This window comes from Pantoea cypripedii (genome assembly GCF_011395035.1).
Lineage (GTDB): Bacteria > Pseudomonadota > Gammaproteobacteria > Enterobacterales > Enterobacteriaceae > Pantoea > Pantoea cypripedii_A.
Genome location: NZ_CP024769.1, coordinates 348,515 through 373,727, shown reverse-complemented (window position 1 = coordinate 373,727; position 25,213 = coordinate 348,515). Strand labels below are relative to the sequence as shown.

Below are 25,213 nucleotides of genomic sequence, written 5' to 3'. Positions count from 1 at the left end.
CCTGTGCATATCGATATCAGGAGCCATTATGAACCGCCCTTTTTCCCGCTTTGCCTTAGCCGGCGTTTTACTACTCACCTCACTGCACAGCTTTGCCAGCCGGGTGGTCACCGACCAGATAGGTCGCCAGGTTACCCTTCCCGACAAGGTGGATCGCGTGGTGGTGTTACAACATCAGACCCTTAATTTGCTGGTGCAACTGAACGCTACCGACAAAATCGTCGGCATCCTGGCCAACTGGAAGCAACAGTTGGGTGACGGTTACGCCACGCTGGTGCCAGAACTCAATCATAAAGCGATGCTTGGCGATCTTACCCATGTGGATGTGGAGAGCCTGGTGGCACTCCATCCGCAGGTGGTGTTTGTCACCAACTACGCGCCGAAAGAGATGATTGATAAGATTTCTGCGCTGGGTATCCCGGTAATTGCGATCTCCCTACGCCATGACGACGCCGGTCAGCAGGGCAAAATCAATCCATCCATGCAGGATGAGGAACAAGCCTATAACCAGGGTATTAAGGAAGGCATCACGCTGATTGGTGAGGTGGTAAATAAGCAGCAACAGGCGAAAGCGCTGATCAAGGCTGCGTTTGCTGGCCGCCAGTTGGTGACCGATCGGTTACGGTCAGTTCCTGAGCAACAACGCGTGCGCGCCTATATGGCAAACCCGGACCTCACCACCTATGGCTCCGGCAAATATACCGGGCTGATGATGGCCCACGCCGGGGCGCTCAATGTGGCGGCGTCGACCATTCAGGGCTTTAAGCAGGTGAGTATGGAGCAGGTAATTGCCTGGAATCCGCAGGTGATTTTTGTCCAGGACAGATACCCGCAGGTAGTGGATGAAATTACCCATAACCCGCAGTGGCAAACTATCGATGCGGTGAAAAATCATCGTGTGTGGTTAATGCCAGAATATGCCAAGGCCTGGGGTTATCCGATGCCTGAAGCCATTGGGCTGGGAGAACTGTGGATGGCGAAGAAACTCTATCCGGAAAAATTCCGCGATATTGATATGCAGAAACAGGCTGACCAGTGGTATCAACAATTTTACCGGACGCATTATCATGACAACGCTGCGCATACTGGCAGCCGGTAGCCTGAAACCGCTATGGCCTGCGTTAATGGCCGAATTCGGATCGACTGTCGAGACCGACTTCGGTCCGGCAGGTCTGCTGCGCGAACGTATTGTGGCGGGCGAACGCTGTGATCTCTTTGCCTCGGCGAATCTCGCCCACGCTGAAGATTTGCTTCAGCGTGGGCTGGCGCTAAAAACGGGCCGCTTTGCGGCCAATGCGCTCTGCCTGACAGTAAAACGTGACCGCGTCACCGAACAGGATGACTGGCTATCGCTGCTGGCACGCCCTGATCTGACGCTCGCCACCTCGACACCGCGCAGCGACCCCTCGGGTGACTATACCTGGCAGCTGTTTGCCGCCATCGAGCAGCGTCACCCCGGATTAGGTCAGCAGATTCAGGCCAAAGCGCGCAGCCTGGTCGGCGGGACAGACAGCCTGGCAGTCCCGCCGGGTGAACTGGCTGCCAGCTGGCTTCTGGCCCACCATCACGCCGATATGTTTATTGGTTACGCCAGTTATGCCCCGCGCCTGTCGTTACTTCCGACGCTTCAGGTTTTCAGCATCCCGGCCCCCTATAACATTCGGGCGGAATATGCCTGGGCGCTTTGTCATCCTCAGGCGATGGCGTTGGCCGATTTCCTGCAATCGCCGGCAGCGCAGCAGATCCTCAGGCAATACGGATTCTTAGCGGTAATGGATTGATCTGGCGCAGGGAATAGCGCCAGCCAGCGCGAAATTATTTTATGGTGACAACACGAAAATTGTGGGAATTAGCAAAAATATGATCCAGATCACATTTAACATATTGAAGGCACACCCGGGTAAAATCCCTGAAAACGGCGCAACCTGAGCAAAATAGCGCCACATTGGCATTTCTCCCGGCATTTCCTTCCGTCTGCCGCATAAGAAATATTTAATAATTAATCGCGAATTGATCACTGCGTAAGAACATCATTTTTGATTGCGAAACAATTTGTCATATTTAACGGGGTGAGTGGTTTTTTAATTCTGGCAGGATACGCCGCACTTAGCGCCTCCTCCTGGTCTTATTACTGTCATGCCGTGGTTTTCAAAAAACGCCGTTTTTTTTGCTGTTAAAACCTGTCTGGCCGCCTTTCTGGCATTATATTTCGCACTGGAACTGAACCTGGATAAACCCGCCTGGGCACTGACCACGGTATTTGTTTCGTCCCAGCTTTATTCAGCCTCCACCATCTCCAAATCGGTGTTCCGCCTGATGGGCACCTTACTGGGTGGCGTATTTATCTTTTTTATCTTTCCATTGATGGTGGAGCATCCGCTGCTGTTTAGCCTGTGCGTATCGCTCTGGGTCAGCGTTTGCTTGTATCTGTCGCTGCACGATCGCACGCCAAAAAGTTATGTCTTTATGCTGGCCGGTTACAGCGCGGCGATCATGGGGTTTCCGGAAGTCACTACCCCACTGGCAATCACCAATACGGTGCTATCTCGCATTGAAGAGATCACCCTGGGTATCGTGTGCAGCAGCCTGGTACATGGCCTGTTGTTTCCGGTTTCGATGCGCAGCCTGCTGGAGCAAAGTGTCAGCCAGTGGTATCTCAACGGACGCAAACTGTGTAGCGATCTGCTGTCCGGTATCCCCACGGATAAGTCTCCTGAACGTGACGACATTCTGATCCGCATGGCGACCAATCCGCAGCAGGTAGAAATTCTTATCACCCACTGCGTATACGAAGGGGATGCTGCGCGTCGATTGATTCGTCTGGTCAGTGTGCAATATCAGCATCTTTCCTATCTGATCCCAACGCTTATCGCCATTGAAATTCGCCTGCAAAAATTATCCGCATTGCAAATCACCTTCCCGGAAAATGTGGCGCAGACTTTTCGCCAGTTTCTGCTCTGGTTACATGACGGCGAAACCGTGGGCGAAACCAGCGATATTCAGCAGGCGCTGGCAACCTGTCAGAAAGAACTTAACGACGCCTGGCGTCTGGGGGAGCTGCCCACCGAGTCCCACCTGTTACTCATCGGTGTACTGGAGCGTCTGACCGACTTTGTACGCATTGCCGGAGCCTATCAGAGCGTAGGAGGTCTGGTGAGCGACCTTTCAGGCGATACAACTCTGGCGCGCGGCAAACGTACCCATCGCTTTTTTGACAAGGGGCTGATCCGCTTATCCGCCCTCACCGCCTTTTGTGCCACCTTCGGATCCTGTCTGCTGTGGATGGCAACAGGGTGGCGTGATGGCGCATCCGCCCCGGTGATGGCCGCGATTCTTAGCTCGTTTTTTGCCAGTCTGGATACGCCACTGACCTCGATGAAACTCTTTATCCGTGGTGTTATCGTCGCCATCTTTATTAGCGTGATCTACGTGGCTATCCTGTTGCCGCAGGCGACATCCTTTGAAGCGCTGATAATTTGTCTCGCACCGGGCCTGGTGCTGCTCGGATTGATGATTGCCCGCCCTACCACCAACATGATTGGTCTGAGCGTGGCGATTCAGATCCCGGGTTTTATTGGCCTGGGCCATCATCTGCGGCCTGATCTGGTGGCACTGACCAATACTGCGATTTCTTCGATGACCGGCGTGTTATTCGCGGTCATTCTCACCGCTATCCTGCGTAATAAAAAACCCTCGTGGACGGCACGCCGCGCGGTACGTATTGGTCTGCGCGAACTGCTGAGGTTTATTAAAGAAACGGAGCGTAACGGCTCGTCGCTGCTGGGACGACAACGTTTTATCGGCCTGATGCTGGATAAGCTGAATGTGGTGCTGCCGCGTCTGCGCCTCGATCCGCAACCTGACATGACCTCGGCGGGTATGCTGTTGAACGAGGTATGGTTAGGGGTCAACAGCTTTGACTACTACGCGCGCCATAAAGATTTGCTGGCGAAATATCATCTCGATAGCGGGCAAATGTTCCACGAGCTGGGGTTATTTCTTAAACGACGTCTGAAATCGTTGCAGGCCACACCCCATCCCGACCTGCTGGATGAAATCGATACCTTGCTGCTGATGCTGGAGCGCCTGGCGATGTGGGACGAAAATCTGTTAACCCCGATGTTCCATCTTGCCAGCGTGCGCCTGTATTTGTTTCCACAGCAGGCCTGGCCGGTAATGAATGCGCGTCAGGCTGAGCTGATGCAGCAAAAAATGTATCGTCTGCCGCCGCGCTAGCCTGGCTGATATCGGTCTCCGATCATTTAATTATCAGGGATGCTTCATATCCTCTGCATGGCGATAGGTTTTCGTCACGCATAGGATTGAAGGCCCTTTGATGAGGCCGTAAATCATGCATATCACGCCATCTTCAACACCTGTGGCTGCTCCCGCTCAGCCATGCCCATCAGCAACGAGTCGTTTGCTGGAGAGCCTGCGCAGCATCGGGAATTCACTGGTAGCGATGGTGCGTTATCCCTTTTCAGAATCGCCATCGTTGGTAACCGAACAATCAATTGAAGAGATCGTTTATCCCGCGTTCAAAACGAATGCTGAAATACATATCGTGGCAAAAAAATGGGGTATGCAGGATTTCGACACTGTCAAAATGATAGTAAAAAAACTGGCTGATATCGAACGGGAAAAAAAATTAATGATCACCGAACTTGATGCAGAACGTATTTATCTGCACCGCGCCCAGCCGAAAAAATACACAAATTTAAAATCAAACAAGATAGGTAATAAAATAAATGCTTGCTTTCCTGGGGACGGAATTTATTTTTTGGCCTCACTGAAACAAAAAGAACACAACCCATATGCTAAGCATGATTCTTTTGAACTTGTCTGCCGTGTGTCTGATGTACTACGTTGTGGTGGCACGATCATTGATGACCCCTATAGTTTTTTGCAAGGGGCGGTCTTTGTCAAACTGCCCAAAAATGAGTTTATTCCTTTTGTTCTGGCAAAAGATTTATAACTGTCTGACCCACACCGTAGCGGCGCGATTTATCGCGCGGATTTTACGCCGTCCCTGATGACCTGAAAGTCGTTCATTCATGTCAATCTGTGGTTATTCTTACCTTATCCATTCATTATATTATCAGAGATACTTCATATTTTCGGCATGGTGACGACTTACAACATTTCATACGATAGGCACCCCATTCTGATGAGAACGAAAAACATGCAGATATCCCCTATTGTAAACTCTGGCAATGCATCCGAACAGCCAGCAGAATCACCCGTCGCGGGCGTGGCCGCTAATATACAACATATAGAAAGTACCGGTGAAACGCTCCTTAGTCAGCAAACTCCCGTGAATCAGCCCGAGATAAATACGGCATCCCCTCGGCATACAAATAGTTATGATCCATCGCAGCGTGAAACAATAATCAATGATATTGTTAAAAAATGGGGGCTACGGGATACCTATACAGTCCAGACCATTGCAAACCGCCTTGATGTTAATTTAAATGAACTCGCGCATTTATCTCCTGAAAATATTTTTCTCCACCGTTCCGTCTCCCCATATAATTCTGAGGGGAGTTATATAACGCAAAGTCAGGGTGAAGCACAATCGAGATATTTTCCAAATGGCGGTGTCCCTTTGCTGATCTCATTAGAAAGAAAAGTCTCTGATCCCTATGCAAAACCAGGGCATATCCCCCAGATGTGCAAACTTTCTGATGTTATCCAATGCGGTGGAAAAATCATTAATAATCCCGTGGCTAATGACTCAAGAGCCGTGGTCGTGATACTGCCACCGGACGTATCGATTCCCACGGAGACACTGGAAAACTATGAAAACTCACTTCGGGCACAATATGAAGCGGATATTGTAAAACAGGCGAATAAATGGCAAACACAAGATACTGAAAGCGTAAAAACAATCGCTTCAGCACTAAATCTACCCGGTCATTTCAATATTGCTCCCGAGAACATTTATCTCCATCTTTGTATGGACCATAATCAGGTTATTCTTCACAACAACACGCTCGCCTATAATTTTGACAGCCAAACTGATGGTATTCATTTCAAGGTTTCATTAATTAGCACTGGAGAATCCTCCAACACAATTACCTGTAAACTTTCCGATGTTTTACAAAGCGGTGGCCAGATATCGCATGGCAGAGGAATCTATGATGTTACTGAAGTGGTTGTCACACTTCCGCCACAGTCTTCGCTCCCGTATTAAAATGAGGTACACAATGAATACCACCCCCGTGGCATCAACCAGTCGGGCTGCAACCTCTTCCCTGACCATTGAATCAGAACATATTTCTCCGGTGGTTGAAAATTTAATATCTATCGATAATAGCGCAGAAAATCTCTCCTCATTTGAAATCCTTTTACAACATACTTTTACTAACGAAATACTGGTCGAAATTCTGCGCAGACTCTCTCCCCCTCTCCAGGTCAGCCATCCCTGGCAATACTTGTTACCGCAACCCTATGCTGAGTTATTGGCGTGCTCAACAAAACAGCCGAATGCCAGCAATTTCCATAGATTGATCGCGTTGCTTCCTCTCATACCCCATGACTGGCAACATGATGCTATTAATACAATATGCGAAAACTTCATCAAAAGAATTGAAAGCTTCCCCGCTTTCAGTGCAGCAATTGACTTCCTCATCACCAGTAAGGAAATAGATAGCCATTCTTTTCAGCTGATGGTGCATAGCCTGATCTCTCGCATCGGCAGTTTTAACGTGAATGAAGAGATGTTTCAGGAAAACCATTTGTTACCGCCACCTGCTCCGGTAAACCCAAAGCATCAAAAAGAAAATATCGCAACCAAAATGGCAGAACTCATATACCAGAAGGATAGCCTTGGCTTTGATATCCAACGTCAGGATAAGAAGAAAAAACTCTTTCTAAACGAAATCAGAAGGATTCAATGGAAAATAAAAACCATTAAGGTTGACAGCAACGATATAGAAAAGAAAATAATAAAAGAACAGGAGGAAAACAGACTTAATGGTGAAGTCAAAAATTTAAGCAGGGAAATCGCGGCAATTAACCGAAGAAAAGCACAAATCGATCGTGCAGACATCGGTCGCTTAACTAAAACGATGTCATACCACGAGAGCTTTAACATAACAAATGACCTGGTAAAAGATATCAATCTCAAGATCAATCTATTAAACAACAGCAATCTTCATATCACTGAACAGACAAATCGATTCGTTTTTGAAATTATAGCCAGCCTGTTATGCGCCAACACAGTGAAAGTTTCTGAGAATGCCCTGGAAAAAATAAAGATAAAGCTGGTCGATTGTCTGGGAAAATTATCGATAAATCAGCGCTATCCTATCTTATGTGCTCTGGTCAAAAGCGAAATATGCAGCGTCCCGGTCCTGGCGACACTGGCAAAAACACTGAATGACGGTTTTTATGAATTTTCATATGCGGCCCTGAGATTAGTGGCAGGTAAAATGGAAGAATACTTTAATAATGGCGAGGATGTCTCCCACATCATTTCTACGCTGCGCGTATGTGTCGAAAATAAATCAGAGAACGAGGATAACTGGTGGAATGATATCGACTCGCTTACCCATAGTTGTCAAAAAATATTGCGTGATCACTCCGTGTAAATTGCTGACAAGCCTGGTGCTACGCGACCCCAGGAAAGAATTTAATGAGGAATGGAATGAATATCACCCCAACGACATCTGGCAGTTCCTCCATTAACACCGAACTCTACACAGCAGAACATCCCATCACTCAGATGAACGAGCATGTGGCAACCGTCACCAATAGCACGGAAAGCCTGTCTTCATTTGAGACAGAAATGCAGCAGATCTTACCCAGGGAAATCATCACGCGGATTTTCAGAACCCTGCATCCAACCAGACAGGCTGAGCACGTATGGCGATATTTTCTACCCAGCCAATACTCACAGTTATTGGACCTGTCCACCAAAAATCCTGAGATTGGCATTTTAAAAAAAATTATAAGAATAATTCCTTTTATTCCACAGGCCTGGCAGCATGATGCCATCAAGGCTGTTTGTGAAAACTTTATCAAAAGAATAGATGAATTTCCCGTTTTCTGCGCTGTAATTGAATTTATTATCACCAATAAAAAATCAGACAGTCATTCATTTATGTTAATGATGCAGACTCTAATAGAACAGGTTGGGGATTTTAAAGTTAATGACGACTTTTGGGGAGCAGATCATGCCTTATTATCCTGGGATCCGATAGAACATCAGGATAGTGAAGGAAATATATGCTATGAAATGGCTAACCTTTCCCTTCTGAAAATTAGCTCCCTCTATAACCTGGAACTTCTGGAGCTTCACACAGCGCTTTTTGCTCGTGAAACAATAAAATTTAACTGGAAGATTAAGGACCTCAACAGTGAAAACCCTGAAATAAAAACAAAAACTAATGAGGAAAAGTCTCTCAACAGAGAGATAAAAAGGACAAAGCAACAGATAAAAAACATCGTTCGTAAAAAAAATGCCACTGATTGCGCTGCTCTTAGCTATAAGACGGTTTATAAACCCCTTCAACCGGGATCGAAAAACAACCATTATGAAATACGGGATATCAACGAAATAATTAACCTCTTCAATACGAAAAAACATCAGGCAGCAGATATCATAAACCGCCATGTATTCGAGCTTATCATCAGCACCCTTGACCAGAACGCCAGCCGAATGACCTCACCAGATCGGGAAAATTTACGAGTAAAACTGGTCAACTCTATGGAAAAATTAACGCAAAGCCAGCGCCACTCCGCGTTATCCTGCCTGATAAAAAGTGATAGTAGTACCCCGGAGGTATTGGCAATTTTAGCAAAAAAACTTGATGGCGATTTTTTTGCACAGCCGTTTGTTGCCATGGCGTTGATTGCGAATAAAATGGAGGTTTCTTATAACAATAATGAAGATGTATCACACGTCATTGCCGCACTAAGATCCTATATAGCGCCGAGACTGGAAGAAATAAGAAACTTTCTGACCTTTTTTCATCTGATTTCCCGTGACTGTCAGAATCTGTTATTAAACGATCTCCTGTAAAGTTTAAGATAAAGGCCGCGGTCTGAAAATTCAGCGAGGAATAGCATGAATACCGTCCCCTCAACATCCACAAATCCCGTTGTAAGTCCTCTCTTGTCTGCGGCAGAACAACCCGTTGCTCAGGTAAGCGAAAATGTAGCAACCATCACCAATAGCACAGAAAGTCTGACGTCATTTGAAAGGATTTTAAAACAGACTTTTCCTGATGAAATTCTCCTTAAAATTGTCAGGGGGCTGCATCCAACACGCCAGGTCAACCACCCGTGGCAGAATTTTATGCCTGAACCCTATTCGAGGCTTCTGGACTGCTCGGCAACACAAACCAATGCAGAAAATGCCCAGACACTGCTGGATATGTTAACTGAGATTCCAAATGAGTGGCAACAGGATGCAATAAATGCCATCAGCGAAAATTTTATTAAACGAATACAACACTTCGATACCTTCATTGTTTTTATATATTTCATCCTTTCCGATAAGAAATCAGATGGGAATTCCATGGGGGGAATCATACTTAACCTGATTGAATGCATTGGCAGGTTAAGCGTATTTGACATGACGTTTCGATCTGAAAAAAAACTATTGCCGGAAAATTTAGCAAATTTTGAAAATCATTGCATCAATAAAACAATAACTCAGCTCAGGCGCGAACAAATAATTATTAACCTGGATACAAAACTCCAGCAAGCCAAAAACCTGCTATTTTTCCATAAGGTGAGGGAAAGTCATTGGGATATAAATAATGCCTGTGGCGAGAACAAAAACACCCCATTAAAAGAACGAATAAAAAAAGCATCTGAACTGGCGGGAACAAGACTTATCACCTTAGTATTAAAAATAAGTCAAAAAAGAGAAGCATTACTTGCTACACAGTGTAACTCAGATCGAATGGAACAGAGATTAAATGAGTCGCGGATAGCACTGGCAGAAATTATCACATCCATCAATAAAAAAATAAAAACATTCAATGACAACCAATCTCACCATGCCAGGCTGATAAATCGCCATAGCTTCGAAATCCTTTCTGACTTAATTGAGAAGAATATTGATAAAATGCCTGACGATATACGGAAAAAGATCCAACTCAAACTCGCCAGCTCCATTGGAGAACTCCCTAAGCAGCAGAGACATACCGCCTTGTATGCTCTAATTCAAAGTAAAAACAGTAATCCACTGGTATTAAGCGTTTTGATAGATATGACCAGAGATGATTTTTATCAATACACTGGTGATGCAATTAGACTCATCGCAAATAAAATCAAAATGCACTTTGATAATGAATCAGATTTATTGCCTGTCATTTCCGTGCTGAAAAAATTAAACAACATGGAACCCCCCAATATTTGGTGGCAAAATATCCACATACTCCCAACTGGTTGTCAGGAGTTATTACGGGGCGCTGCCGGAGATTGATAAGACCGAACTTACCTTTTTAGCAGACTTTATGCCCGACGCAGCCCATTGAGTACCACCGTCATCCCGCGGCTCACCACACGGTCATGACGCATCACAATGCCAAGGCTGCGCTGCAACTCTGGCTCAGGAGCAAACACGCTTAATCCTGCCCGGTCCTCTTCCTGCTCCAGTGCCATCACAGGCACAAGGCTGTAGCCCAAACCGGCACGTACCATACGCTTGATGGCTTCGATACTACCCAGCTCCATCACGGGTGTTGGACGCAAACCCGCCTCGCGAAACCAGGCGTCGGTCACTGCCCGTGTGCCGCTGCCCGGTTCAAATACGATCAACGGCAGCGCAGCCAGCGCCACTGGCGTGACAGGTGATGCCACTGCCTCCCTGCTGTCGCAGGACACAATCACTCTGAAATCCTCCTCATATAACGGCCTGACATGCACGCTTTGGCTGCTTACCGGCAACGTCACCAACCCGATATCCACCTGATTTTCTTCCACTGCGCGTATAATGGCGGCGGTGTTGCCGGTCCGCACATCCACTTTTAACTGCGGATGCTGCTGACGTAATTGTTGCAGCAACGGGGGCAATAAATGGATGCAGGCGGTCGCCCCCGTGCCAATGATCACCGTACCGCTGATCTCGTCAGCATGCTGGGTGACGGCGGCCCGTGCCGTGGCAACCGCGCTGGTGATATGTTCACTGTGCTCAAGTAGCGCCTGCCCTGCTGCGGTGGCCCTGACTCCGCGCCCGGTGCGTTCAATCAGGCGTGTTTGCAGTGATTGCTCCAGCTGGCGGATTTGCAGGCTGACCGCAGGCTGCGAAAGCCCCAACGCATCAGCCGCGCCGGAAAAACTCCCCCGGCTGATAACCAGGCGGAAAGTGTCCAGATGATCGAGATTGAGGCTGGCCATCTCTAAAAATTCCTTATAGCGCGGATAAGCGCACCGGGCTGCCACAGATTAAGCCAACAGGGTAGCCTGAATGCAGATAACAAACGAGAGCCATACAATGGAAATTTTGCTGGCAGAAGAACAACATATCCCCGCCATTCAACAGATTTATGCGCACCATGTCTTATACGGCTGCGCAACCTTTGAAACCGATCCACCCGATGAAGCCACCCTGCTGGCCCGCCTGCAAAAAATAAACGCCGCCGGACTGCCGTGGTTTGTGGCAATCGAGGATGGCGTGGTATTGGGTTATTGCTACCTCTCGCGCTGGCGCGAACGTTTTGCCTACCGTTTTAGCCTTGAAGATTCGGTGTATATCGACCAGCGTTACACCGGGCGCGGTATCGGCAGAAAATTGCTGGCGCAGGCGCTGTCATGGGCCGAACAGCAGGGATATCGCCAGATGGTGGGCGTGGTAGGCAACAGCGAGAACGACGCTTCCATTGCCCTGCATCGTTCAGCCGGTTTTACCGTGACCGGCACACTGCGCTCGGTTGGCTTCAAACACGGACGCTGGCTGGATACGGTGATTATGCAACGCCAGTTAGGTGTCGGTGACAGCACTCTGCCCTGAACAATAACGGGTAAACAGATCCACCAACGCAATTACCTGATCATCCAGCGGGATCAGTTCCTTTTTCACAATCAGATGCATCGGGGTACTGCGGCGACCGCCATGATTTAACGGTAAGAGCTGCAATACTCCCTGCTGCAGTGCTTCAGAAATGCGTTCCTGCGGCAGCCAGCCATACCCCACCTGGTGCATCACCGCTTCAACCGCTGTATCCACCGTCGAGAAAAACCATTGTTCCGATTGCCCCACCGAGGCGTTCGGCGCTTGCGAGCGCGAGGTACCGATACGAATTTGCGGATAGCGTGACAGGTCATATTCCGTCAGCGGCTGCGCTAAGGTCAGCAGCGGATGGTCGCGGTGAATGACCGCCAGAAAATCAACATTCATCAGCCACTGCCCGCGTCCGGAAACGTCTTCGCGGCGCGTCATCACCATCACATCGGCGTCAGGCACCGCCGGATGCAGCGGATCGTCGTATTCCAGCACCTCGGTAAGTTGGATTTGCGTCGCCGGATATTGTTGCTGGAACTGCTGCAACACGCGAAACAGCGTCTGGCGCGGAAAAATATTATCAACCACCAGTTCCAGCTGAGTACGCGCGCCGTCGTGCAAACTTGCCGCGCGCGACTCCAGCACATGGAAGGCATTCAGCAATGGGCGCACCTGTGCCAGCAGCGTCTCCCCCTGCGGGGTCAAGAGCGCTCGCCGGCCTTCAATGCGCAGCAATGAAATCCCAAGACGTTCCTGTAACAGCGAAAGATTGTAGCTGACGGATGACTGGCTACGATTCATCGCTTCCGCTGCCTGATTGAATCCGCCCAGCTCGACGACCTTATCAAGGATCGCCCATTGTTCCAGCGTGGTCTTAAACATCAACACATCCAATATTTAGATTAAAACTATCCAAAATTAGCGTTATTCATTCAATTTTTAAAGGGGTATCGTAAGTTCATCAACTGAAGGAGATGAAAAATGAGCAACTTTGATAAACAAGATTTGAGCGGTTTTATTGGTAAACACCTGGTCTACACCTACGACAATGGCTGGAATTACGAGATCTACGTGAAAAATGCCACCACCCTCGACTACCGTATTCACAGCGGTCTGGTGGGAAATCGTTGGGTGAAAGATCAGCAGGCTTACATCGTGCGGGTCGCCGACGCGGTGTATAAAATTTCCTGGACCGAGCCAACCGGCACCGACGTCAGCCTGATCGCTAACCTCGCTGACCTTGTCTTTCACGGCACCATTTTCTTCCCGCAATGGGTAATGCTAAACCCGGAAAAAACCGTCTGCTTCCAGAATGATCATCTGAGTGAAATGGCGGCGTTTCGTGAACAGGGACCGACTTATCCGACCACAGTGATTGATGAATTCGCCACCATTACCTTTGTTCGTGACTGCGGTCCCGATAATGAGAACGTGATTGCCTGTGCGGCGAGCGAACTGCCCGCCGACTTCCCGGCTAACCTGCGTTAATCCAGCCAGGCTGCGCTGTGGAAATCAATTTCCCAGCGCAGCACCTCTGCATACAGCTTTGACAGCCGCTGCTGTTCGCTTTCCGGCAGCGTCGCGGCACAGGCATCCAGTTCCGCTTTCAGCCAGCTCGCCTGTTGATAAAACGCCTCCTCCGCGTGCAACTCCACCCAGCGACGAATGTCCGCATCACTTTGGCTTTTCTCTGCCACCCGTGCACACCAGTGGTAATACATCCATTCAGCGCCAAACATGATGGTGATGATGTCGGCATAACTGCCCTGCTGCGCCGCTTGCAGCATCCCCTGGTCGAAACGTTTTACCCCAGGGAGATCACCCGGCACGCTGGCCGGATCAATATTGCGTCGCACATAAACCTCTTCAAACCAGGCGATCTGCGTATCCACCAGCGCATTCAACACCGTAATCAGCCAGCGCTGCTGACGGATGCCGGGAGCTTTGCTGATGCCCAGCGCAAAGATGGCGATAGCGGTAGCCACAAAGTTGCCTTCAAACACCAGATAACGATTGAATACCGCCTCATCCAGTTGATCCTGTTCAATATCCAGCACGAAACGATGTTGCTGCATCTCCTGCCAGATGGCCTGATGTTCCTGTAACAGACGGTCGGTGAATGACATCACTCCCCCTCCAGCGCGGCTTTTGCCACGTTCATAAAATGTTTCACACGCGCCAGTTCTACTTCATTCCACCAGACCCCATCACGTTTCAGCGCGCTGGCCACAATCACGCCCTGTGTACGGCCAAGAATTTCGCAGACGTTACCCGGCGTTACGCCGGATCCCACCAGCAGCGGCAACGAAGTGGCACTGCGGATTTCATCGATTTCGCTTAAGGTGGCGCTATCGCCGGTGCGCTGCCCGGTGGCAATCACCGCATCCGCTTCAAAGAACTCCACGTCACGGGTGAGTTCAGGAATGGAACGGTCGGCGACAATCGCGTGGCTCCCGTGCTTCACATGGCTGTCGGCAAATACCCGGATATGCTCAGCGCGTAGCTGGCTGCGATAGCGCAACGCTTTGGCCGCTGCTCCCTCAATCAAACCTTCGTTTGCCACATAGGCATTGGCCCATTGATTAACCCGGATAAAATCCGCACCACCGGCCAGTGCCGTTGCCAGTGCCGGAATCGCCGCATTCGCCAGCACGTTAATCCCCAGGGGTACGCCAAACCGGCTACGAATTTTCCCGGTAATCACCGCCATGAAAGCAGCCGTTTCCGGGCCAATATCCTCCGGTTTCGAAAATGGAATATCACCATGATTCTCCACAATCAAACCATGTACGCCACCTGCCAGGTAATTTTCCGCATCACGCAGTGCGCGTTCGATAATATCATTCACTGATGCACCACGATATTTCGGTGAACCAGGAAAAGCATCGCAATGAATAACACCAATCACTGCTTTTGAACGTGAAAATATTGCTTGTATTGCGTTGCTCTTTTCTGATGAGATAACTGCCATCTTAATCACCTTTTCGAGAAAACCATGCATATCTATGTATGCGGTAATATTACCGTTGATGAATTCTGGCAGGTCGATCATTTTCCTGCCGAGGGCGAATCCGCTCTGGGAAATAAAGTTCATAGCGATGTAGGTGGCAAAGGTGCCAACCAGGCCATGGTATTATCCCGCTGTGGCATTCCCACCTCATTAATTACTGCTACCGGCGCAGATTCACAGGGTGAATGGCTGCGCCAGCGCGTCAACCATGAAAGGTTGGCACTACTACCCTTTGCTGCCACCGTTCCCTTTAGTGACAATTCAGTTATTTTCACCACGGCTAAGGGCGATAATGCCATTATGACCAGCAATGCCGCTGCAAATAGCCTGAACCCGGACACGGTGAGCGCACATTTAACGGTGGCGCAGCCAGGCGATATTTTTTTACAGCAGGGAAACCTCGCCCCGCAAACGACCCTGGCACTGTTCCAGCTGGCTAAATCCCGTGGCATGACCACGGTATTTAATCCTTCGCCAGTCAACCCGGATTTTGTCCACTGCTGGCCCTGGGTAGACATCGCGGTGGTCAATCAGGGAGAAGCGGCGTTACTGACCCCGACGCTACCACCGCACGGCAGCCTGATCACCACGCTGGGCGCAGCCGGTGCACAACTACAGCGCGACCAGCAAAGCTGGCTGGTTGCCGCCGCCAAAGCCCGTGTTATTGATACCACCGGCGCAGGTGATACCTTCCTTGCCGTGATGCTGGCTTCCAGCCTGTTGCGCCAGACCCTGCCGGACGCACTGGCTCTGCGCCATGCCACTGCTGCCGCAGCGATTACCGTCAGCCGCCGGGGGACCTGGAGCGCGTTTCCCACCCGCCCGGAGTTACAGGCCATTCTGGCCCGGCGTTAATGCCGGGCCTGCGGTTTATTTGAACATGGCGCGATAGCTGCCCACGTTCTCTTTGGTTACCACCGTCGCCGGTACCTGGATGTGTTTCTGCACCGTTTTACCGGCGTTGATCGCATTCAGGGCTTTGACGGCTTCTTCACCCATTTTTTCCGGGTCCTGTTGCAGCACGGCCACCACATAACCCTGATCGATGCCGCTGATGGCGCGGGCAGTCAGATCCCAGCCAAACACCTTGATATCCTTCTGACGCCCCTGGTTTTCCACCGCCGCAATCGCGCCGAGCAGCGCCGGTTCACCGGTGGCATAAATCGCGGTCATGTCCGGGTTGCCGGTAATCAGGTTTTCAGCGGCGGTCATCGCGTCGTCCTGGATGTTGCGGCCATCAACCACATCGGCCACACTGATGTTTTTATTGCTTTTAATGGTGTCTTCAAAGCCTTTCTGACGCTCATTCTGGATAGCAGAATTCAACGCGCCAACAATACCGACACGCGCTTTGCCGCCCATACTTTTATCAACATAACCCAGGAAATATTTGCCGAGGATCTTACCGCCTTCAACGTTATCCACCCCCACCTGGGCGGCCTGTGGGCCAGCAGGTAATACCGCATCGATAGCAATCACCGGAATATTTTTCCCAGCGGCTTCTTTTATTGCAGGCATGATGCCATTGACGTCAATAGCATCCACCATAATGCCTTTCACGCCTTGTTCAATATAGTTTTCAATCGCATCATTTTGTGAAACAGGATTATCGTTAGCATTAAAGATAACGACATTTTTACCGCTGGCCTTTGCCGCTTCCTGCGCACCTTTATTCATCTGATTAAAAAACAAGGCCTGCTGATTTATTTGCACCAAAGCATAATCAGCCGAAGCAGCCATAACGGCAGTGGTCATTAACGAAGAGAGAAGCACAACACAGGAAAGAACGGTTTTCTTGCTGGTGTTAAATAACATCATCGTTGCCCTCATCAAAAAGTGTCTGCACCCTGGTGGGTAAGTTTTTTGCGGGACAAATATCTGTAACAGCAAACGTCATATTTGCTGCCTGCTTTGGCGGCCTTTATTACTTTTCCGTCACGAACTCCGTTCAGTGACTGGGGGAAAAGCGCAAAAGGAAAAACGGCATCGGATAAACTGGGTATTAACATTCGCCGAACGCAATAAAATGTCAAGCGAATATTTTAAGTGCAGCCGCAGTAAAAAGTCTGTCGCTGGCAGGGAAAAATGTGTTAATGCTGTGGCCGATAAAAGGTGTGCACTCATGACAAAAAAACGCGTTTTACTTTCAGATGTGGCGCAACTGGCTGGGTTGTCAAAAGCAACTGTGTCGCGCTATCTCAATCATTCGCTGGTTCTGCCGCAGGATACCGTCACGCGGATCGAAAACGCGATCCGCCAACTGGATTATCGCGGCAACTCGCTGGCGCGTCGCCTGAGCAAAGGCGGTAGCGAAACACTTGGCCTGGTGCTGCCCGATATTACCAACCCCTTCTTTGCCGAACTGGCCGATGCCGCAGAAGAAGCGGCGTCACAGCGCGGCTACAGCCTGGTGCTCTGCATCACCCGCAACAACCCAGACAAGGAATGTCAGTTTATCCGCTGGCTGGATACCTGCCAGGTGGATGGCCTGCTGTTCACCACCAACCGCCCGGATAATGGCCTGCTGCGCAAAGAGGTGCAGCGCCAACAGCGTATCGTCTTGCTGGATGAAGATATTCCCGGCAGCAACGTGCCGAAAGTCTTCGCCGATAACGTCCAGGGCGGCAAGCTGGCGACGGAGCAACTGATCGCTGCCGGACATCAGCAGATTGCCTTTGTCGGTGGTCCTGATGCGTTGATGAGCGTGCGCGAACGTTATCAGGGATTTTGCCAGGCGATGCAGCAGGCCGGGTTGGCAGTGGTGCCGGAATGGGTGATGTTTGGCAAATACGAGCGGAGTTTTGGCGCGCAGGCCCTGCACCACTTCTTTGCCAGCGAATTACGCCCGAGCGCGGTGTTCGCCGCCAGTGATTATCTGGTACTCGGGCTGCTGGATGGCCTGCGTGAACGTGGGTTACGTGCGCCGGAGGCCCTGTCGCTGGTGGGGTTCGATGATGCCAGCTATGCCGATTTCACCCAGCCACGTATTTCCACCATTCGTCAGCCTGCGCGTGAAATGGGGCGCGCAGCGGTTGAACAGATGCTGAATCTGCTGCATGGCGATTTGCCGCTACCGCAGGAAACCCGTCTGCCGGTGGAATGGATCGCTCGCGACTCCATCAGCCCACGGCACAACGTGCGCTAAATTGGCGCATCGTTGCACCCTGCTGGCTCATCACGCCTGAAATCTCCGCCACCTGGTAAACCGGTTTACTTGCGTGAAAAAAATATTTCACCAAAGTAAACATTGGGTTGCACAAGGTTGCATGCGGTGATTTTTTCACCTGGCACAGTCTCTGCTATCTTTCGAGTGGCGAACAAATATCTCTGCAAGACATGCGTTGGTCAGCGACACGCATTACGCGCATCGGGTAAACCGGTTTACAAGATGTAAGCCTTTACCGCGTAAGGCGTCCGCTGACGCAACGTCTCCGTTTGAATCACAAGGGGAGTGTTGAGATGCAACAGCAGCAACGTGCCGCCCCGGCACGGGTTGAGATGGTCAATATCACCAAAACCTACGGCTCGATTCGCTCGCTGCGCGGCGTGAATCTGGAGCTGGCACCCGGTGAAGTGTTGGGTCTGGTCGGTGACAACGGTGCCGGTAAATCTACGCTGACCAAGGTGCTGTCCGGTGCCGTGGTGCCTACCAGCGGTGCGATTCGTATTGATGGCGAGGAGCAACGTTTTGCTAACCCCGCCGATGCCCGACGTTGCCACATCGAAATGGTTTATCAGGATCTGTCACTGTGCGACACCGTGGATGTTGCGGGAAACCTGTTTATGGGCCGTGAACCGATGAAGCACTGGCTGGGGGTGCCCTTCCTCGATCAGCAAAAAATGCATGCCGATGCACGTGAAATGCTGAAGGGGTTGGGAATTTCCATTCCTGATACCCGCCTGCTGGTGCGCAATTTATCCGGTGGGCAACGACAGGCCATCGCCATTGCCCGCGCAGCGGCGTTCGGCCCGAAAGTGCTGATTATGGATGAACCCACAGCGGCGCTGGCCGTGGCCGAAGTGGAAGCGGTGCTGGCCCTGATCAAACGCGTGAGCGCCCGTGGCGTCAGTGTGATCCTGATTACCCACCGTTTGCAGGATCTGTTCCTGGTGTGCGATCGCATCATGGTGATGTACGAGGGCACCAACGTGGCGGATCGCCGGGTGGCCGATACCAGCCTGAGCGAAATCGTCAACCTGATTGTCGGCGAGAAGTTTAGCGCGCCGTCCGCCCACGCCCATTAAGGGAACGAGTATGAGTATGGTTAACCTTTCCGGTACACGCATGATCCAGCATTCGCTACCCAGACGCCTGCTGCATAACCATTCTGGCGTGGTCAGCATTGCGCTGTTTTTTGTCTTCTGCTGCGTGGTGTTTTCACTCATCACCAGTAACTTTCTCACCACGCCCAACTGGCTCAATATTATTCGCCAGAGCGCACCGTTGTTGATTGTGGCGACGGCGATGACCCTGGTGATCACCACCGGTGGCATTGATCTCTCGGTGGGTTCAACCCTGGCGCTGGTGGGAGCCTTGTCCGCCATTGCCCTCAACAGCTGGGGCTGGCCGTGGTATTGCGTGCTGATTGGCGGCCTGGCAATGGGGGCGTTAGTCGGCGCGATTAACGGATTTTTTATCGCGTATGAGGGGATTCCGGCGTTTATCGTCACCCTCGCAACCCTGGCGGTGGTCCGAGGCGTGGCGCTGTTAATGACTCAGGGTTACTCAATCCCGATCCCCGCCGATAGCCCGTTTACCTTTATGGGCCGCGCCTGGCTAATCGGTATCCCGATGCCCGCCCTGATCGGCATTGTGGTGCTGATTGTCGGACATGTGGTGCTCAATAATATGCGCTTTGGTCGCTATGTCACCGCCATCGGTGCCAATGCCGAAGGTGCAAGGCGCAGTGGCATTAATACCAAAGCGGTGGTGATGCGCGTTTACATTATCAGCGGAATGGCCGCCGCGCTGGCTGGCATGATCATCACTGCCCGTCTTGGCAGCGGTTCATCTAATCAGGGCGAAGGGTTTGAATTGCAGGTAATCGCCGCCGTGGTGCTCGGCAGTACCAGCCTGTTCGGTGGTTTTGGCACGGTGATCGGCACGCTATTGGGGGCGCTTTCCATCGCCATTATCCAGAACGGTTTGATTCTGTCGCATATTTCACCGTTCTATACGCAAATCGCTACCGGCGCGATCATCCTGCTCGCCATCTGGATCAACACCCGTATTCTCAACCCGGCACGCGCCTCTGCCAAAGGATAGCTGATGAAAGGTTCTATTTTTCGTCATCCCGAACCGCTGCCGCTCGGCGTGCAAAGCGGTTATGTGATGACGGTCCTCGGCCCGCTGCCGCTGGACCAGATGGGTGTCACGCTGATGCATGAACACATTTTGCTGGATGCTTCGGGCAAATGGGTACCGCCCTGTTGTTGCAGCGAGCGTCATGTCGCCGAGATGCCGGTACGTATCGAAAATCTTGGTGAGCTATCGCTCAATCCGCTGATGAGCCGCGATAACTGCCAGCTGTTTGACGTTGATGTGGCGATTGAAGAGTTGATGAAGTTCCGCGCTCTGGGTGGGGAAACGGTGGTTGATCCCACCAATATCGGCATTGGCCGCGATCCTAAAGCGTTACAACGCATCGCCCGCCTGACCGGCCTGAATATCATTATGGGCACCGGTCTGTATCTGCAACCGTCGCACCCGGAGTGGGTAAAAACCACCAGCGTGGAACAGCTGACGGAAAAGCTGATTTATGACCTCGGTGGGCTGGCGGAAAAACCTGAGGTGCTGGCCGGGTTGATCGGCGAGATTGGCGTATCAAGCCGCTTCACCGCCGATGAAGAAAAATCGCTGCGGGCAGCGGGACGCGCCAGTGCGGCCACCGGAGTGCCGATTGAGGTTCATCTGCCTGGCTGGGAACGTCTCGGCCACAAGGTGCTGGATATTCTGGCGCAGGAAGGTGCCGATCTGCGGCATACCGTGTTGTGTCATATGAACCCCAGCCACGCGGACAAAACTTATCAGCGCGAACTGGCCGATCGAGGTGCGTACCTCGAATACGACATGATCGGCATGAGTTACTACTACGCCGATGAACAGGCGCAATCGCCCTCCGATGAAGAGAATGCCCGCGCGATCTGCGCCCTGATCGATGACGGCTATCTCAACCAGATTTTGCTGTCGCAGGACGTGTTTCTCAAAACCATGCTGACCCGTTATGGCGGCCACGGTTATGGCCACATCCTGAAAAATTTCGTACCGCGCCTGCGCCGCCACGGCGTCAGCGGTGAACAGTTAGAAACGTTGATGATCGCCAACCCACAGCGGGTATTTGGCGCGTAATGGAGAAAATCATGACGAAAAAGGTTCTGCTGGTGGGTGAATCCTGGACCAGCACCGCAACGCATATTAAAGGCTTTGATCAATTTGCCACCGCCACCTGGCACAATGGCGCGGTGGATTTTCTGGCGGCGTTGAAGGACAGCGCTTATCAGATCACCCATATGCCGGTGCACGAGGCCCCCGAACAGTTCCCGCTGACGCTGGCCGCGTTGCAGGAATGGGATGTGATCATCCTGTCGGATATCGGGGCCAATACCCTGCTGCTGCACCCCGCCACCTGGCTGAAAAGTCAGCGTACCGCCAACCGTCTGACGTTATTGCATGACTATGTCGCCCAGGGTGGCGCGCTGATGATGATTGGCGGTTACTACAGTTTTCAGGGTATCAATGGCGGCGCACGCTACCGCAACACGGCGGTGGAACAAACCCTGCCTGTGCGTTGCCTGGCCTGGGATGACCGGGTTGAACGTCCTGAAGGTTGTTATCTGGAACAAACGCAGGCGCATGGCATTCTGGAAAACCTGCCTGCGGAGATGCCGTGGCTGCTGGGCTATAACGAAGTGGAGATGCAGCCCGAGGGCCAGTTACTGGCGACCATCGCCGGTACCCCGCATCCGCTGCTGGCGATCCGTGAATATCAGCAGGGGCGCACGCTGGTGTGGACCAGCGATATGTCTGCACACTGGCTGCCGCCGGAATTTGCCCAGTGGGCCGGATTTCGCCAGCTGTGGATCAATTGCCTCGACTGGCTGACCGGATCGCCAGCATGAGCGCGTTAATCGATCTGACGCAGCAATTGCTGCGTTTCAACACCATCAATCCCCCCGGCGACGAAGCTGAATGCATAGCGTGGCTGGCGGATTACCTCCGCGATGCGGGTTTTCAGGTGCAGCAGCATCGTTTTGGTGACCGGCGAGCCAATCTGATCGCTTCGCTACCTGGCAAAGCCGATGGTAAACCGCTCGGCTTTACCGGGCATCTGGATACCGTGCCGCTGGGCGTGGCTGACTGGCAATATGATCCTTTCGGTACGGATATTGTTGATGACCGCATCTATGGCCGCGGCAGCAGCGATATGAAGGCGGCGATTGCCGCCTTTATCACCGCCTGTCAGCGTCACAAACCCGCGATCATGGCGGGTAGTGGCGTGGTGCTGTACCTCACCGGTGGTGAAGAGACCGGCTGCGACGGCGCGCAGGCGTTGATCGATGAGACTGAGCTGCCGCAACCGGGCGCGTTGATTGTCGGCGAACCGACCGCTAACTATCCGGTGATTGGGCACAAAGGTGCGCTGTGGTTGCGTTGTGAAACCCGGGGGAAAACCGCACATGGCGCGATGCCACATCTGGGCATCAACGCTATTTATCTGGCGGCAGACGCGCTGGGTAAAATCCAGCATTTCTCACCTGGCGCGGCGCATCCGCTGATGAAGCAACCGACGATTAACGTTGGACGCATCCAGGGTGGGTTAAACATCAACTCGGTGCCCGATCGCTCTACCTTTGATGTCGATATCCGCACCGCACCGAATCTGCAACATGGCGAGATCCGCCAGCGCCTGGCGACAACCCTCGGGGAAAACGTATTCGTCACCACGCTGGTCGATTTACCTCCGGTTTTGAGTGCAGAGGAACATCGCTGGATGCAGCAGGTATTCCAGTTATGCCAGCCATTACACGCCGAAGCGCTGACTGCACGGATTGTGCCTTACTTTACCGATGCGTCGTTGCTGCTACCGGCCCTGGGTGCCCCGCCGTGCGTCATTCTCGGGCCTGGTGAGCCCACCATGGCCCATCAGACCGATGAATATTGCCTGCTGTCGCGGCTGGAGGAGGCGGAGAATCTATACGGGGAAATGATTGCCGCGTGGATGGCCACCCCAGACTGCACGTAACCGCGCGATTTATCGCGCTATCTTCTTCAGAGCAGCGGCCAAAGGCGCGCAATAAATTGCGCCGCTACCGACCGCAGATATCCGTAACCGCGCGATTTATCGCGCCTTCGGTCAATGCGAAGAAACAAACGCCGCGTCCCGGTGCTCTGGTGGCACAGCAAAATGCTGCTGCATTCTGCGGCTCTCCTCTGCAGGTGGCAGGCCAAACAGGCGTTTGAATTCGCGATTAAACTGCGACGGGCTTTCATAACCCACGGCAAAGCTGGCGGCGGCAGCGGTCATCTCCTGCCGTACCATCAACATTCGTGCCTGATGCAGCCGTACCGATTTCACATATTGCATCGGCGCAGCGCCAGTGATGGCCTTAAAGTGGCTGTGAAAAGTGGGTACGCTCATGCCCGCCTCGGCGGCCAGTTGCGCCAGCGTCAGTGCCTGCGCATAGGTGGCGTGGATCTGGCGCAGCGCTTTGCCAATTTTGCCAAACTGTCCCTGCTGCGTCAGGGCTGAACGCATCACACTGCCCTGTTCGCCAGTCAGCACCCGGTAATACAATTCACGCATCAGGGCGGGTCCCAAAATAACGGCATCACGCGGGTGGTTCATCGCTTGCAGAAACCGCAACACGGAGCCTTGCATCACCACATCCATCGGGCTGGACACCATGCTTTGCGGTGCGGGTATCGGTTCGGTTCCGCCCTGCTGATCGAGCTGAAGCATCAACTCTGCCGCCACTGTGAAATCCAGATGCATATAAATGGCCAACAGAGGCCGCTCGGGGCTGGCATCGGTTTCCATCACAAAGGGCACCGGCACTGAAACGGCAAGGTAGTGCTGCGCGTCATAGACATAAACCCGATCGCCAAGATAACCCCGCTTACACCCCTGGCAGACAATGACAATACCCGGATCGTACAGCACCGGGGTACGTGCCAGAGGACGGTCGGATCGCAGGATACGTACCTGCTCCAGCGCGGTCAGGTTATAGCCTTCATCGGGTGCCAGCGCACGTAGCAATGCCACCATGCTGGTCTGAATCTGCTCACTCATAAAAAATACCCACTCATAAGATTAGGCAATAAAACCAGAAGATATGGCCTCAATACAAGATGGAAGGAAGAATATTATGCATTCTCACTTTTAGCAGGAGCCAGTCTTATGTCATCAACCAAAACAATATTCATCACCGGCGTCAGCAGCGGCTTTGGCCGTGCTTTGGCACAACAGGCGCTGAACCAGGGTCATCGGGTGATCGGCACCGTGCGTAATCAGGCAGCCAGAGAAGCATTTGAAGCGATCAAACCGGGTGATGCCATTGCCTGCCTGCTGGACGTGACCGACTTCGCCGCCATCGACAGTGCTGTTGCTGCACTGGAAGAGCAAGTGGGTCCGATTGATGTACTGGTCAACAATGCCGGTTACGGGCATGAAGGGGTGATGGAAGAGTCTTCGCTGGAGGAGATGCGCCGTCAGTTTGATGTCAACGTGTTTGGCGCTGTCGCCATGATAAAGGCTGTGCTGCCGTTTATGCGTCAGCGTCGTCGCGGGCATATCATCAATATCACCTCGATGGGCGGATTTATCACGATGCCGGGTATCACTTATTACTGCGGCAGCAAGTTTGCGCTGGAGGGGATTTCTGAAGCGCTGGGCAAAGAAGTGCAGCCCTTGGGTATCTTTGTCACTGCCGTCGCACCGGGATCTTTCCGCACCGATTGGGCCGGTCGTTCGATGGTACGCAGTGAAAGAAGCATTGCCGATTACGACGCGCTGTTTGACCCCATCCGCCAGGCGCGCGCGGAAAAAAGTGGTAAGCAGTTAGGTGATCCACAAAAAGCCGCGCTGGCGATGCTGGATATCATCGCTAGCGACAACCCTCCGGCACACCTGTTGCTGGGCAGCGATGCCCTGGCGCTGGTACAGGATAAATTAACCACAATGAATGCGGATATTAAACGCTGGGAAAAACTGACACGCTCAACCGATGGTGCATAATATTTTGTCAGG

Annotated in this window: 24 protein-coding genes; 18 read left to right on the top strand and 6 right to left on the bottom strand. The window is 51.8% G+C overall.

The window, feature by feature from the left end; all coding sequences use genetic code 11:
- Window positions 1-28 precede the first annotated feature (28 nt).
- The 8 genes from CUN67_RS22115 (at window position 29) to CUN67_RS22080 (ending at window position 10,438) form a co-directional block, all read left to right on the top strand.
- Entirely contained in the window at window positions 29-1,099 is a 1,071-nt protein-coding gene (locus CUN67_RS22115; protein WP_208717605.1) for an ABC transporter substrate-binding protein, read from the top strand.
- Window positions 1,068-1,781 (top strand): substrate-binding domain-containing protein, encoded by a 714-nt coding sequence (locus tag CUN67_RS22110; RefSeq protein WP_208717604.1) that lies wholly within the window; start codon window positions 1,068-1,070, stop codon window positions 1,779-1,781. The genes CUN67_RS22115 and CUN67_RS22110 overlap by 32 nt, the downstream gene beginning before the upstream one ends.
- Before the next feature lie 355 nt (window positions 1,782-2,136).
- A complete protein-coding gene (locus CUN67_RS22105) occupies window positions 2,137-4,236 on the top strand; it encodes an FUSC family protein (RefSeq protein ID WP_208717603.1) in 2,100 nt (699 codons plus the stop codon).
- A gap of 115 nt (window positions 4,237-4,351) precedes the next feature.
- Window positions 4,352-4,975, top strand: a complete 624-nt coding sequence (locus CUN67_RS22100; protein ID WP_208717602.1) for a hypothetical protein — start codon at window positions 4,352-4,354, stop codon at window positions 4,973-4,975.
- A 207-nt stretch (window positions 4,976-5,182) separates the two neighbouring features.
- Window positions 5,183-6,193 (top strand): hypothetical protein, encoded by a 1,011-nt coding sequence (locus tag CUN67_RS22095; RefSeq protein ID WP_208717601.1) that lies wholly within the window; start codon window positions 5,183-5,185, stop codon window positions 6,191-6,193.
- Window positions 6,194-6,206: 13 nt separating this feature from the next.
- Entirely contained in the window at window positions 6,207-7,592 is a 1,386-nt protein-coding gene (locus CUN67_RS22090) for a hypothetical protein (protein WP_208717600.1), read from the top strand.
- Between the two features lie 56 nt (window positions 7,593-7,648).
- Window positions 7,649-9,025: a hypothetical protein gene (locus CUN67_RS22085; RefSeq protein ID WP_208717599.1), complete on the top strand. Its 1,377-nt coding sequence runs from the start codon at window positions 7,649-7,651 to the stop codon at window positions 9,023-9,025.
- 45 nt (window positions 9,026-9,070) lie between these two features.
- Complete coding sequence (locus CUN67_RS22080) at window positions 9,071-10,438, top strand: hypothetical protein (RefSeq protein WP_208717598.1); 1,368 nt, start codon at window positions 9,071-9,073, stop codon at window positions 10,436-10,438.
- A gap of 29 nt (window positions 10,439-10,467) precedes the next feature.
- Here CUN67_RS22080 and CUN67_RS22075 read toward each other — a convergent pair whose 3' ends face one another.
- Window positions 10,468-11,352 (bottom strand): LysR family transcriptional regulator, encoded by an 885-nt coding sequence (locus CUN67_RS22075; protein WP_208717597.1) that lies wholly within the window; start codon window positions 11,350-11,352, stop codon window positions 10,468-10,470.
- Window positions 11,353-11,449: 97 nt separating this feature from the next.
- Here CUN67_RS22075 and CUN67_RS22070 point away from each other — a divergent pair, with 97 nt between their 5' ends.
- Window positions 11,450-11,965, top strand: a complete 516-nt coding sequence (locus CUN67_RS22070) for a GNAT family N-acetyltransferase (RefSeq protein ID WP_208717855.1) — start codon at window positions 11,450-11,452, stop codon at window positions 11,963-11,965.
- Here the strand turns inward: CUN67_RS22070 and CUN67_RS22065 are convergent.
- The gene (locus CUN67_RS22065; protein ID WP_208717596.1) at window positions 11,936-12,838 is read right to left on the bottom strand and encodes a LysR family transcriptional regulator; all 903 of its coding nucleotides are present in this window, start codon (window positions 12,836-12,838) and stop codon (window positions 11,936-11,938) included. The two genes, CUN67_RS22070 and CUN67_RS22065, sit on opposite strands and share 30 nt — an antisense overlap.
- 99 nt (window positions 12,839-12,937) lie before the next feature.
- Between CUN67_RS22065 and CUN67_RS22060 the strand changes: the two genes are divergently transcribed.
- The gene (locus tag CUN67_RS22060; RefSeq protein ID WP_208717595.1) at window positions 12,938-13,444 is read left to right on the top strand and encodes a phenolic acid decarboxylase; all 507 of its coding nucleotides are present in this window, start codon (window positions 12,938-12,940) and stop codon (window positions 13,442-13,444) included.
- Here the strand turns inward: CUN67_RS22060 and CUN67_RS22055 are convergent.
- Window positions 13,441-14,082: a TenA family protein gene (locus CUN67_RS22055; RefSeq protein ID WP_439332284.1), complete on the bottom strand. Its 642-nt coding sequence runs from the start codon at window positions 14,080-14,082 to the stop codon at window positions 13,441-13,443. The genes CUN67_RS22060 and CUN67_RS22055 overlap by 4 nt on opposite strands.
- Window positions 14,082-14,927, bottom strand: coding sequence for a BtpA/SgcQ family protein (locus tag CUN67_RS22050; protein WP_208717593.1), 846 nt, complete (start codon window positions 14,925-14,927; stop codon window positions 14,082-14,084). The genes CUN67_RS22055 and CUN67_RS22050 overlap by 1 nt, the downstream gene beginning before the upstream one ends.
- A 24-nt stretch (window positions 14,928-14,951) precedes the next feature.
- On the opposite strand from CUN67_RS22050, the gene CUN67_RS22045 reads away from it, so the two are divergent.
- Window positions 14,952-15,821 (top strand): PfkB family carbohydrate kinase, encoded by an 870-nt coding sequence (locus tag CUN67_RS22045; RefSeq protein ID WP_208717592.1) that lies wholly within the window; start codon window positions 14,952-14,954, stop codon window positions 15,819-15,821.
- Window positions 15,822-15,836: 15 nt separating this feature from the next.
- On the opposite strand, the gene CUN67_RS22040 is transcribed toward CUN67_RS22045, so the two are convergent.
- A complete protein-coding gene (locus CUN67_RS22040) occupies window positions 15,837-16,721 on the bottom strand; it encodes an ABC transporter substrate-binding protein (protein WP_439332294.1) in 885 nt (294 codons plus the stop codon).
- 367 nt (window positions 16,722-17,088) lie between these two features.
- Here CUN67_RS22040 and CUN67_RS22035 point away from each other — a divergent pair, with 367 nt between their 5' ends.
- The 6 genes from CUN67_RS22035 (at window position 17,089) to CUN67_RS22010 (ending at window position 23,209) form a co-directional block, all read left to right on the top strand.
- A complete protein-coding gene (locus CUN67_RS22035) occupies window positions 17,089-18,111 on the top strand; it encodes a LacI family DNA-binding transcriptional regulator (protein WP_208717590.1) in 1,023 nt (340 codons plus the stop codon).
- Window positions 18,112-18,464: 353 nt separating this feature from the next.
- Window positions 18,465-19,211 (top strand): ATP-binding cassette domain-containing protein, encoded by a 747-nt coding sequence (locus tag CUN67_RS22030; RefSeq protein WP_208717854.1) that lies wholly within the window; start codon window positions 18,465-18,467, stop codon window positions 19,209-19,211.
- Window positions 19,212-19,221: 10 nt separating this feature from the next.
- Window positions 19,222-20,232 carry an ABC transporter permease gene (locus CUN67_RS22025; protein WP_208717589.1) on the top strand — a complete coding sequence of 337 codons (1,011 nt, stop codon included), beginning with the start codon at window positions 19,222-19,224 and terminating at the stop codon, window positions 20,230-20,232.
- 3 nt (window positions 20,233-20,235) lie between these two features.
- Window positions 20,236-21,315, top strand: a complete 1,080-nt coding sequence (locus CUN67_RS22020) for a phosphotriesterase family protein (RefSeq protein ID WP_208717588.1) — start codon at window positions 20,236-20,238, stop codon at window positions 21,313-21,315.
- Between the two features lie 11 nt (window positions 21,316-21,326).
- Complete coding sequence (locus CUN67_RS22015) at window positions 21,327-22,085, top strand: glutamine amidotransferase (protein WP_208717587.1); 759 nt, start codon at window positions 21,327-21,329, stop codon at window positions 22,083-22,085.
- Window positions 22,082-23,209: a M20 family metallopeptidase gene (locus CUN67_RS22010; RefSeq protein WP_208717586.1), complete on the top strand. Its 1,128-nt coding sequence runs from the start codon at window positions 22,082-22,084 to the stop codon at window positions 23,207-23,209. The genes CUN67_RS22015 and CUN67_RS22010 overlap by 4 nt, the downstream gene beginning before the upstream one ends.
- Window positions 23,210-23,320: 111 nt before the next feature.
- On the opposite strand, the gene CUN67_RS22005 is transcribed toward CUN67_RS22010, so the two are convergent.
- Complete coding sequence (locus CUN67_RS22005) at window positions 23,321-24,256, bottom strand: AraC family transcriptional regulator (RefSeq protein ID WP_208717585.1); 936 nt, start codon at window positions 24,254-24,256, stop codon at window positions 23,321-23,323.
- 108 nt (window positions 24,257-24,364) lie between these two features.
- Here CUN67_RS22005 and CUN67_RS22000 point away from each other — a divergent pair, with 108 nt between their 5' ends.
- Entirely contained in the window at window positions 24,365-25,201 is an 837-nt protein-coding gene (locus CUN67_RS22000) for an oxidoreductase (protein ID WP_208717584.1), read from the top strand.
- Window positions 25,202-25,213 lie beyond the last annotated feature (12 nt).

Bases quoted from the DNA above. Each gene is read 5' to 3' on its own strand.
- CUN67_RS22030 (WP_208717854.1), top strand. From the start codon at position 18,465: ATGGTCAATATCACCAAAACCTACGGCTCGATTCGCTCGCTGCGCGGC.
- CUN67_RS22065 (WP_208717596.1), bottom strand. From the start codon at position 12,838: ATGTTTAAGACCACGCTGGAACAATGGGCGATCCTTGATAAGGTCGTC.
- CUN67_RS22005 (WP_208717585.1), bottom strand. From the start codon at position 24,256: ATGAGTGAGCAGATTCAGACCAGCATGGTGGCATTGCTACGTGCGCTG.
- CUN67_RS22110 (WP_208717604.1), top strand. From the start codon at position 1,068: ATGACAACGCTGCGCATACTGGCAGCCGGTAGCCTGAAACCGCTATGG.
- CUN67_RS22085 (WP_208717599.1), top strand. From the start codon at position 7,649: ATGAATATCACCCCAACGACATCTGGCAGTTCCTCCATTAACACCGAA.
- CUN67_RS22105 (WP_208717603.1), top strand. From the start codon at position 2,137: ATGCCGTGGTTTTCAAAAAACGCCGTTTTTTTTGCTGTTAAAACCTGT.
- CUN67_RS22035 (WP_208717590.1), top strand. From the start codon at position 17,089: ATGACAAAAAAACGCGTTTTACTTTCAGATGTGGCGCAACTGGCTGGG.
- CUN67_RS22050 (WP_208717593.1), bottom strand. From the start codon at position 14,927: ATGGCAGTTATCTCATCAGAAAAGAGCAACGCAATACAAGCAATATTT.
- CUN67_RS22075 (WP_208717597.1), bottom strand. From the start codon at position 11,352: ATGGCCAGCCTCAATCTCGATCATCTGGACACTTTCCGCCTGGTTATC.
- CUN67_RS22040 (WP_439332294.1), bottom strand. From the start codon at position 16,721: ATGACCACTGCCGTTATGGCTGCTTCGGCTGATTATGCTTTGGTGCAA.
- CUN67_RS22015 (WP_208717587.1), top strand. From the start codon at position 21,327: ATGACGAAAAAGGTTCTGCTGGTGGGTGAATCCTGGACCAGCACCGCA.
- CUN67_RS22010 (WP_208717586.1), top strand. From the start codon at position 22,082: ATGAGCGCGTTAATCGATCTGACGCAGCAATTGCTGCGTTTCAACACC.
- CUN67_RS22000 (WP_208717584.1), top strand. From the start codon at position 24,365: ATGTCATCAACCAAAACAATATTCATCACCGGCGTCAGCAGCGGCTTT.
- CUN67_RS22045 (WP_208717592.1), top strand. From the start codon at position 14,952: ATGCATATCTATGTATGCGGTAATATTACCGTTGATGAATTCTGGCAG.
- CUN67_RS22055 (WP_439332284.1), bottom strand. From the start codon at position 14,082: ATGTCATTCACCGACCGTCTGTTACAGGAACATCAGGCCATCTGGCAG.
- CUN67_RS22080 (WP_208717598.1), top strand. From the start codon at position 9,071: ATGAATACCGTCCCCTCAACATCCACAAATCCCGTTGTAAGTCCTCTC.
- CUN67_RS22095 (WP_208717601.1), top strand. From the start codon at position 5,183: ATGCAGATATCCCCTATTGTAAACTCTGGCAATGCATCCGAACAGCCA.
- CUN67_RS22070 (WP_208717855.1), top strand. From the start codon at position 11,450: ATGGAAATTTTGCTGGCAGAAGAACAACATATCCCCGCCATTCAACAG.
- CUN67_RS22020 (WP_208717588.1), top strand. From the start codon at position 20,236: ATGAAAGGTTCTATTTTTCGTCATCCCGAACCGCTGCCGCTCGGCGTG.
- CUN67_RS22090 (WP_208717600.1), top strand. From the start codon at position 6,207: ATGAATACCACCCCCGTGGCATCAACCAGTCGGGCTGCAACCTCTTCC.
- CUN67_RS22100 (WP_208717602.1), top strand. From the start codon at position 4,352: ATGCATATCACGCCATCTTCAACACCTGTGGCTGCTCCCGCTCAGCCA.
- CUN67_RS22025 (WP_208717589.1), top strand. From the start codon at position 19,222: ATGAGTATGGTTAACCTTTCCGGTACACGCATGATCCAGCATTCGCTA.
- CUN67_RS22060 (WP_208717595.1), top strand. From the start codon at position 12,938: ATGAGCAACTTTGATAAACAAGATTTGAGCGGTTTTATTGGTAAACAC.
- CUN67_RS22115 (WP_208717605.1), top strand. From the start codon at position 29: ATGAACCGCCCTTTTTCCCGCTTTGCCTTAGCCGGCGTTTTACTACTC.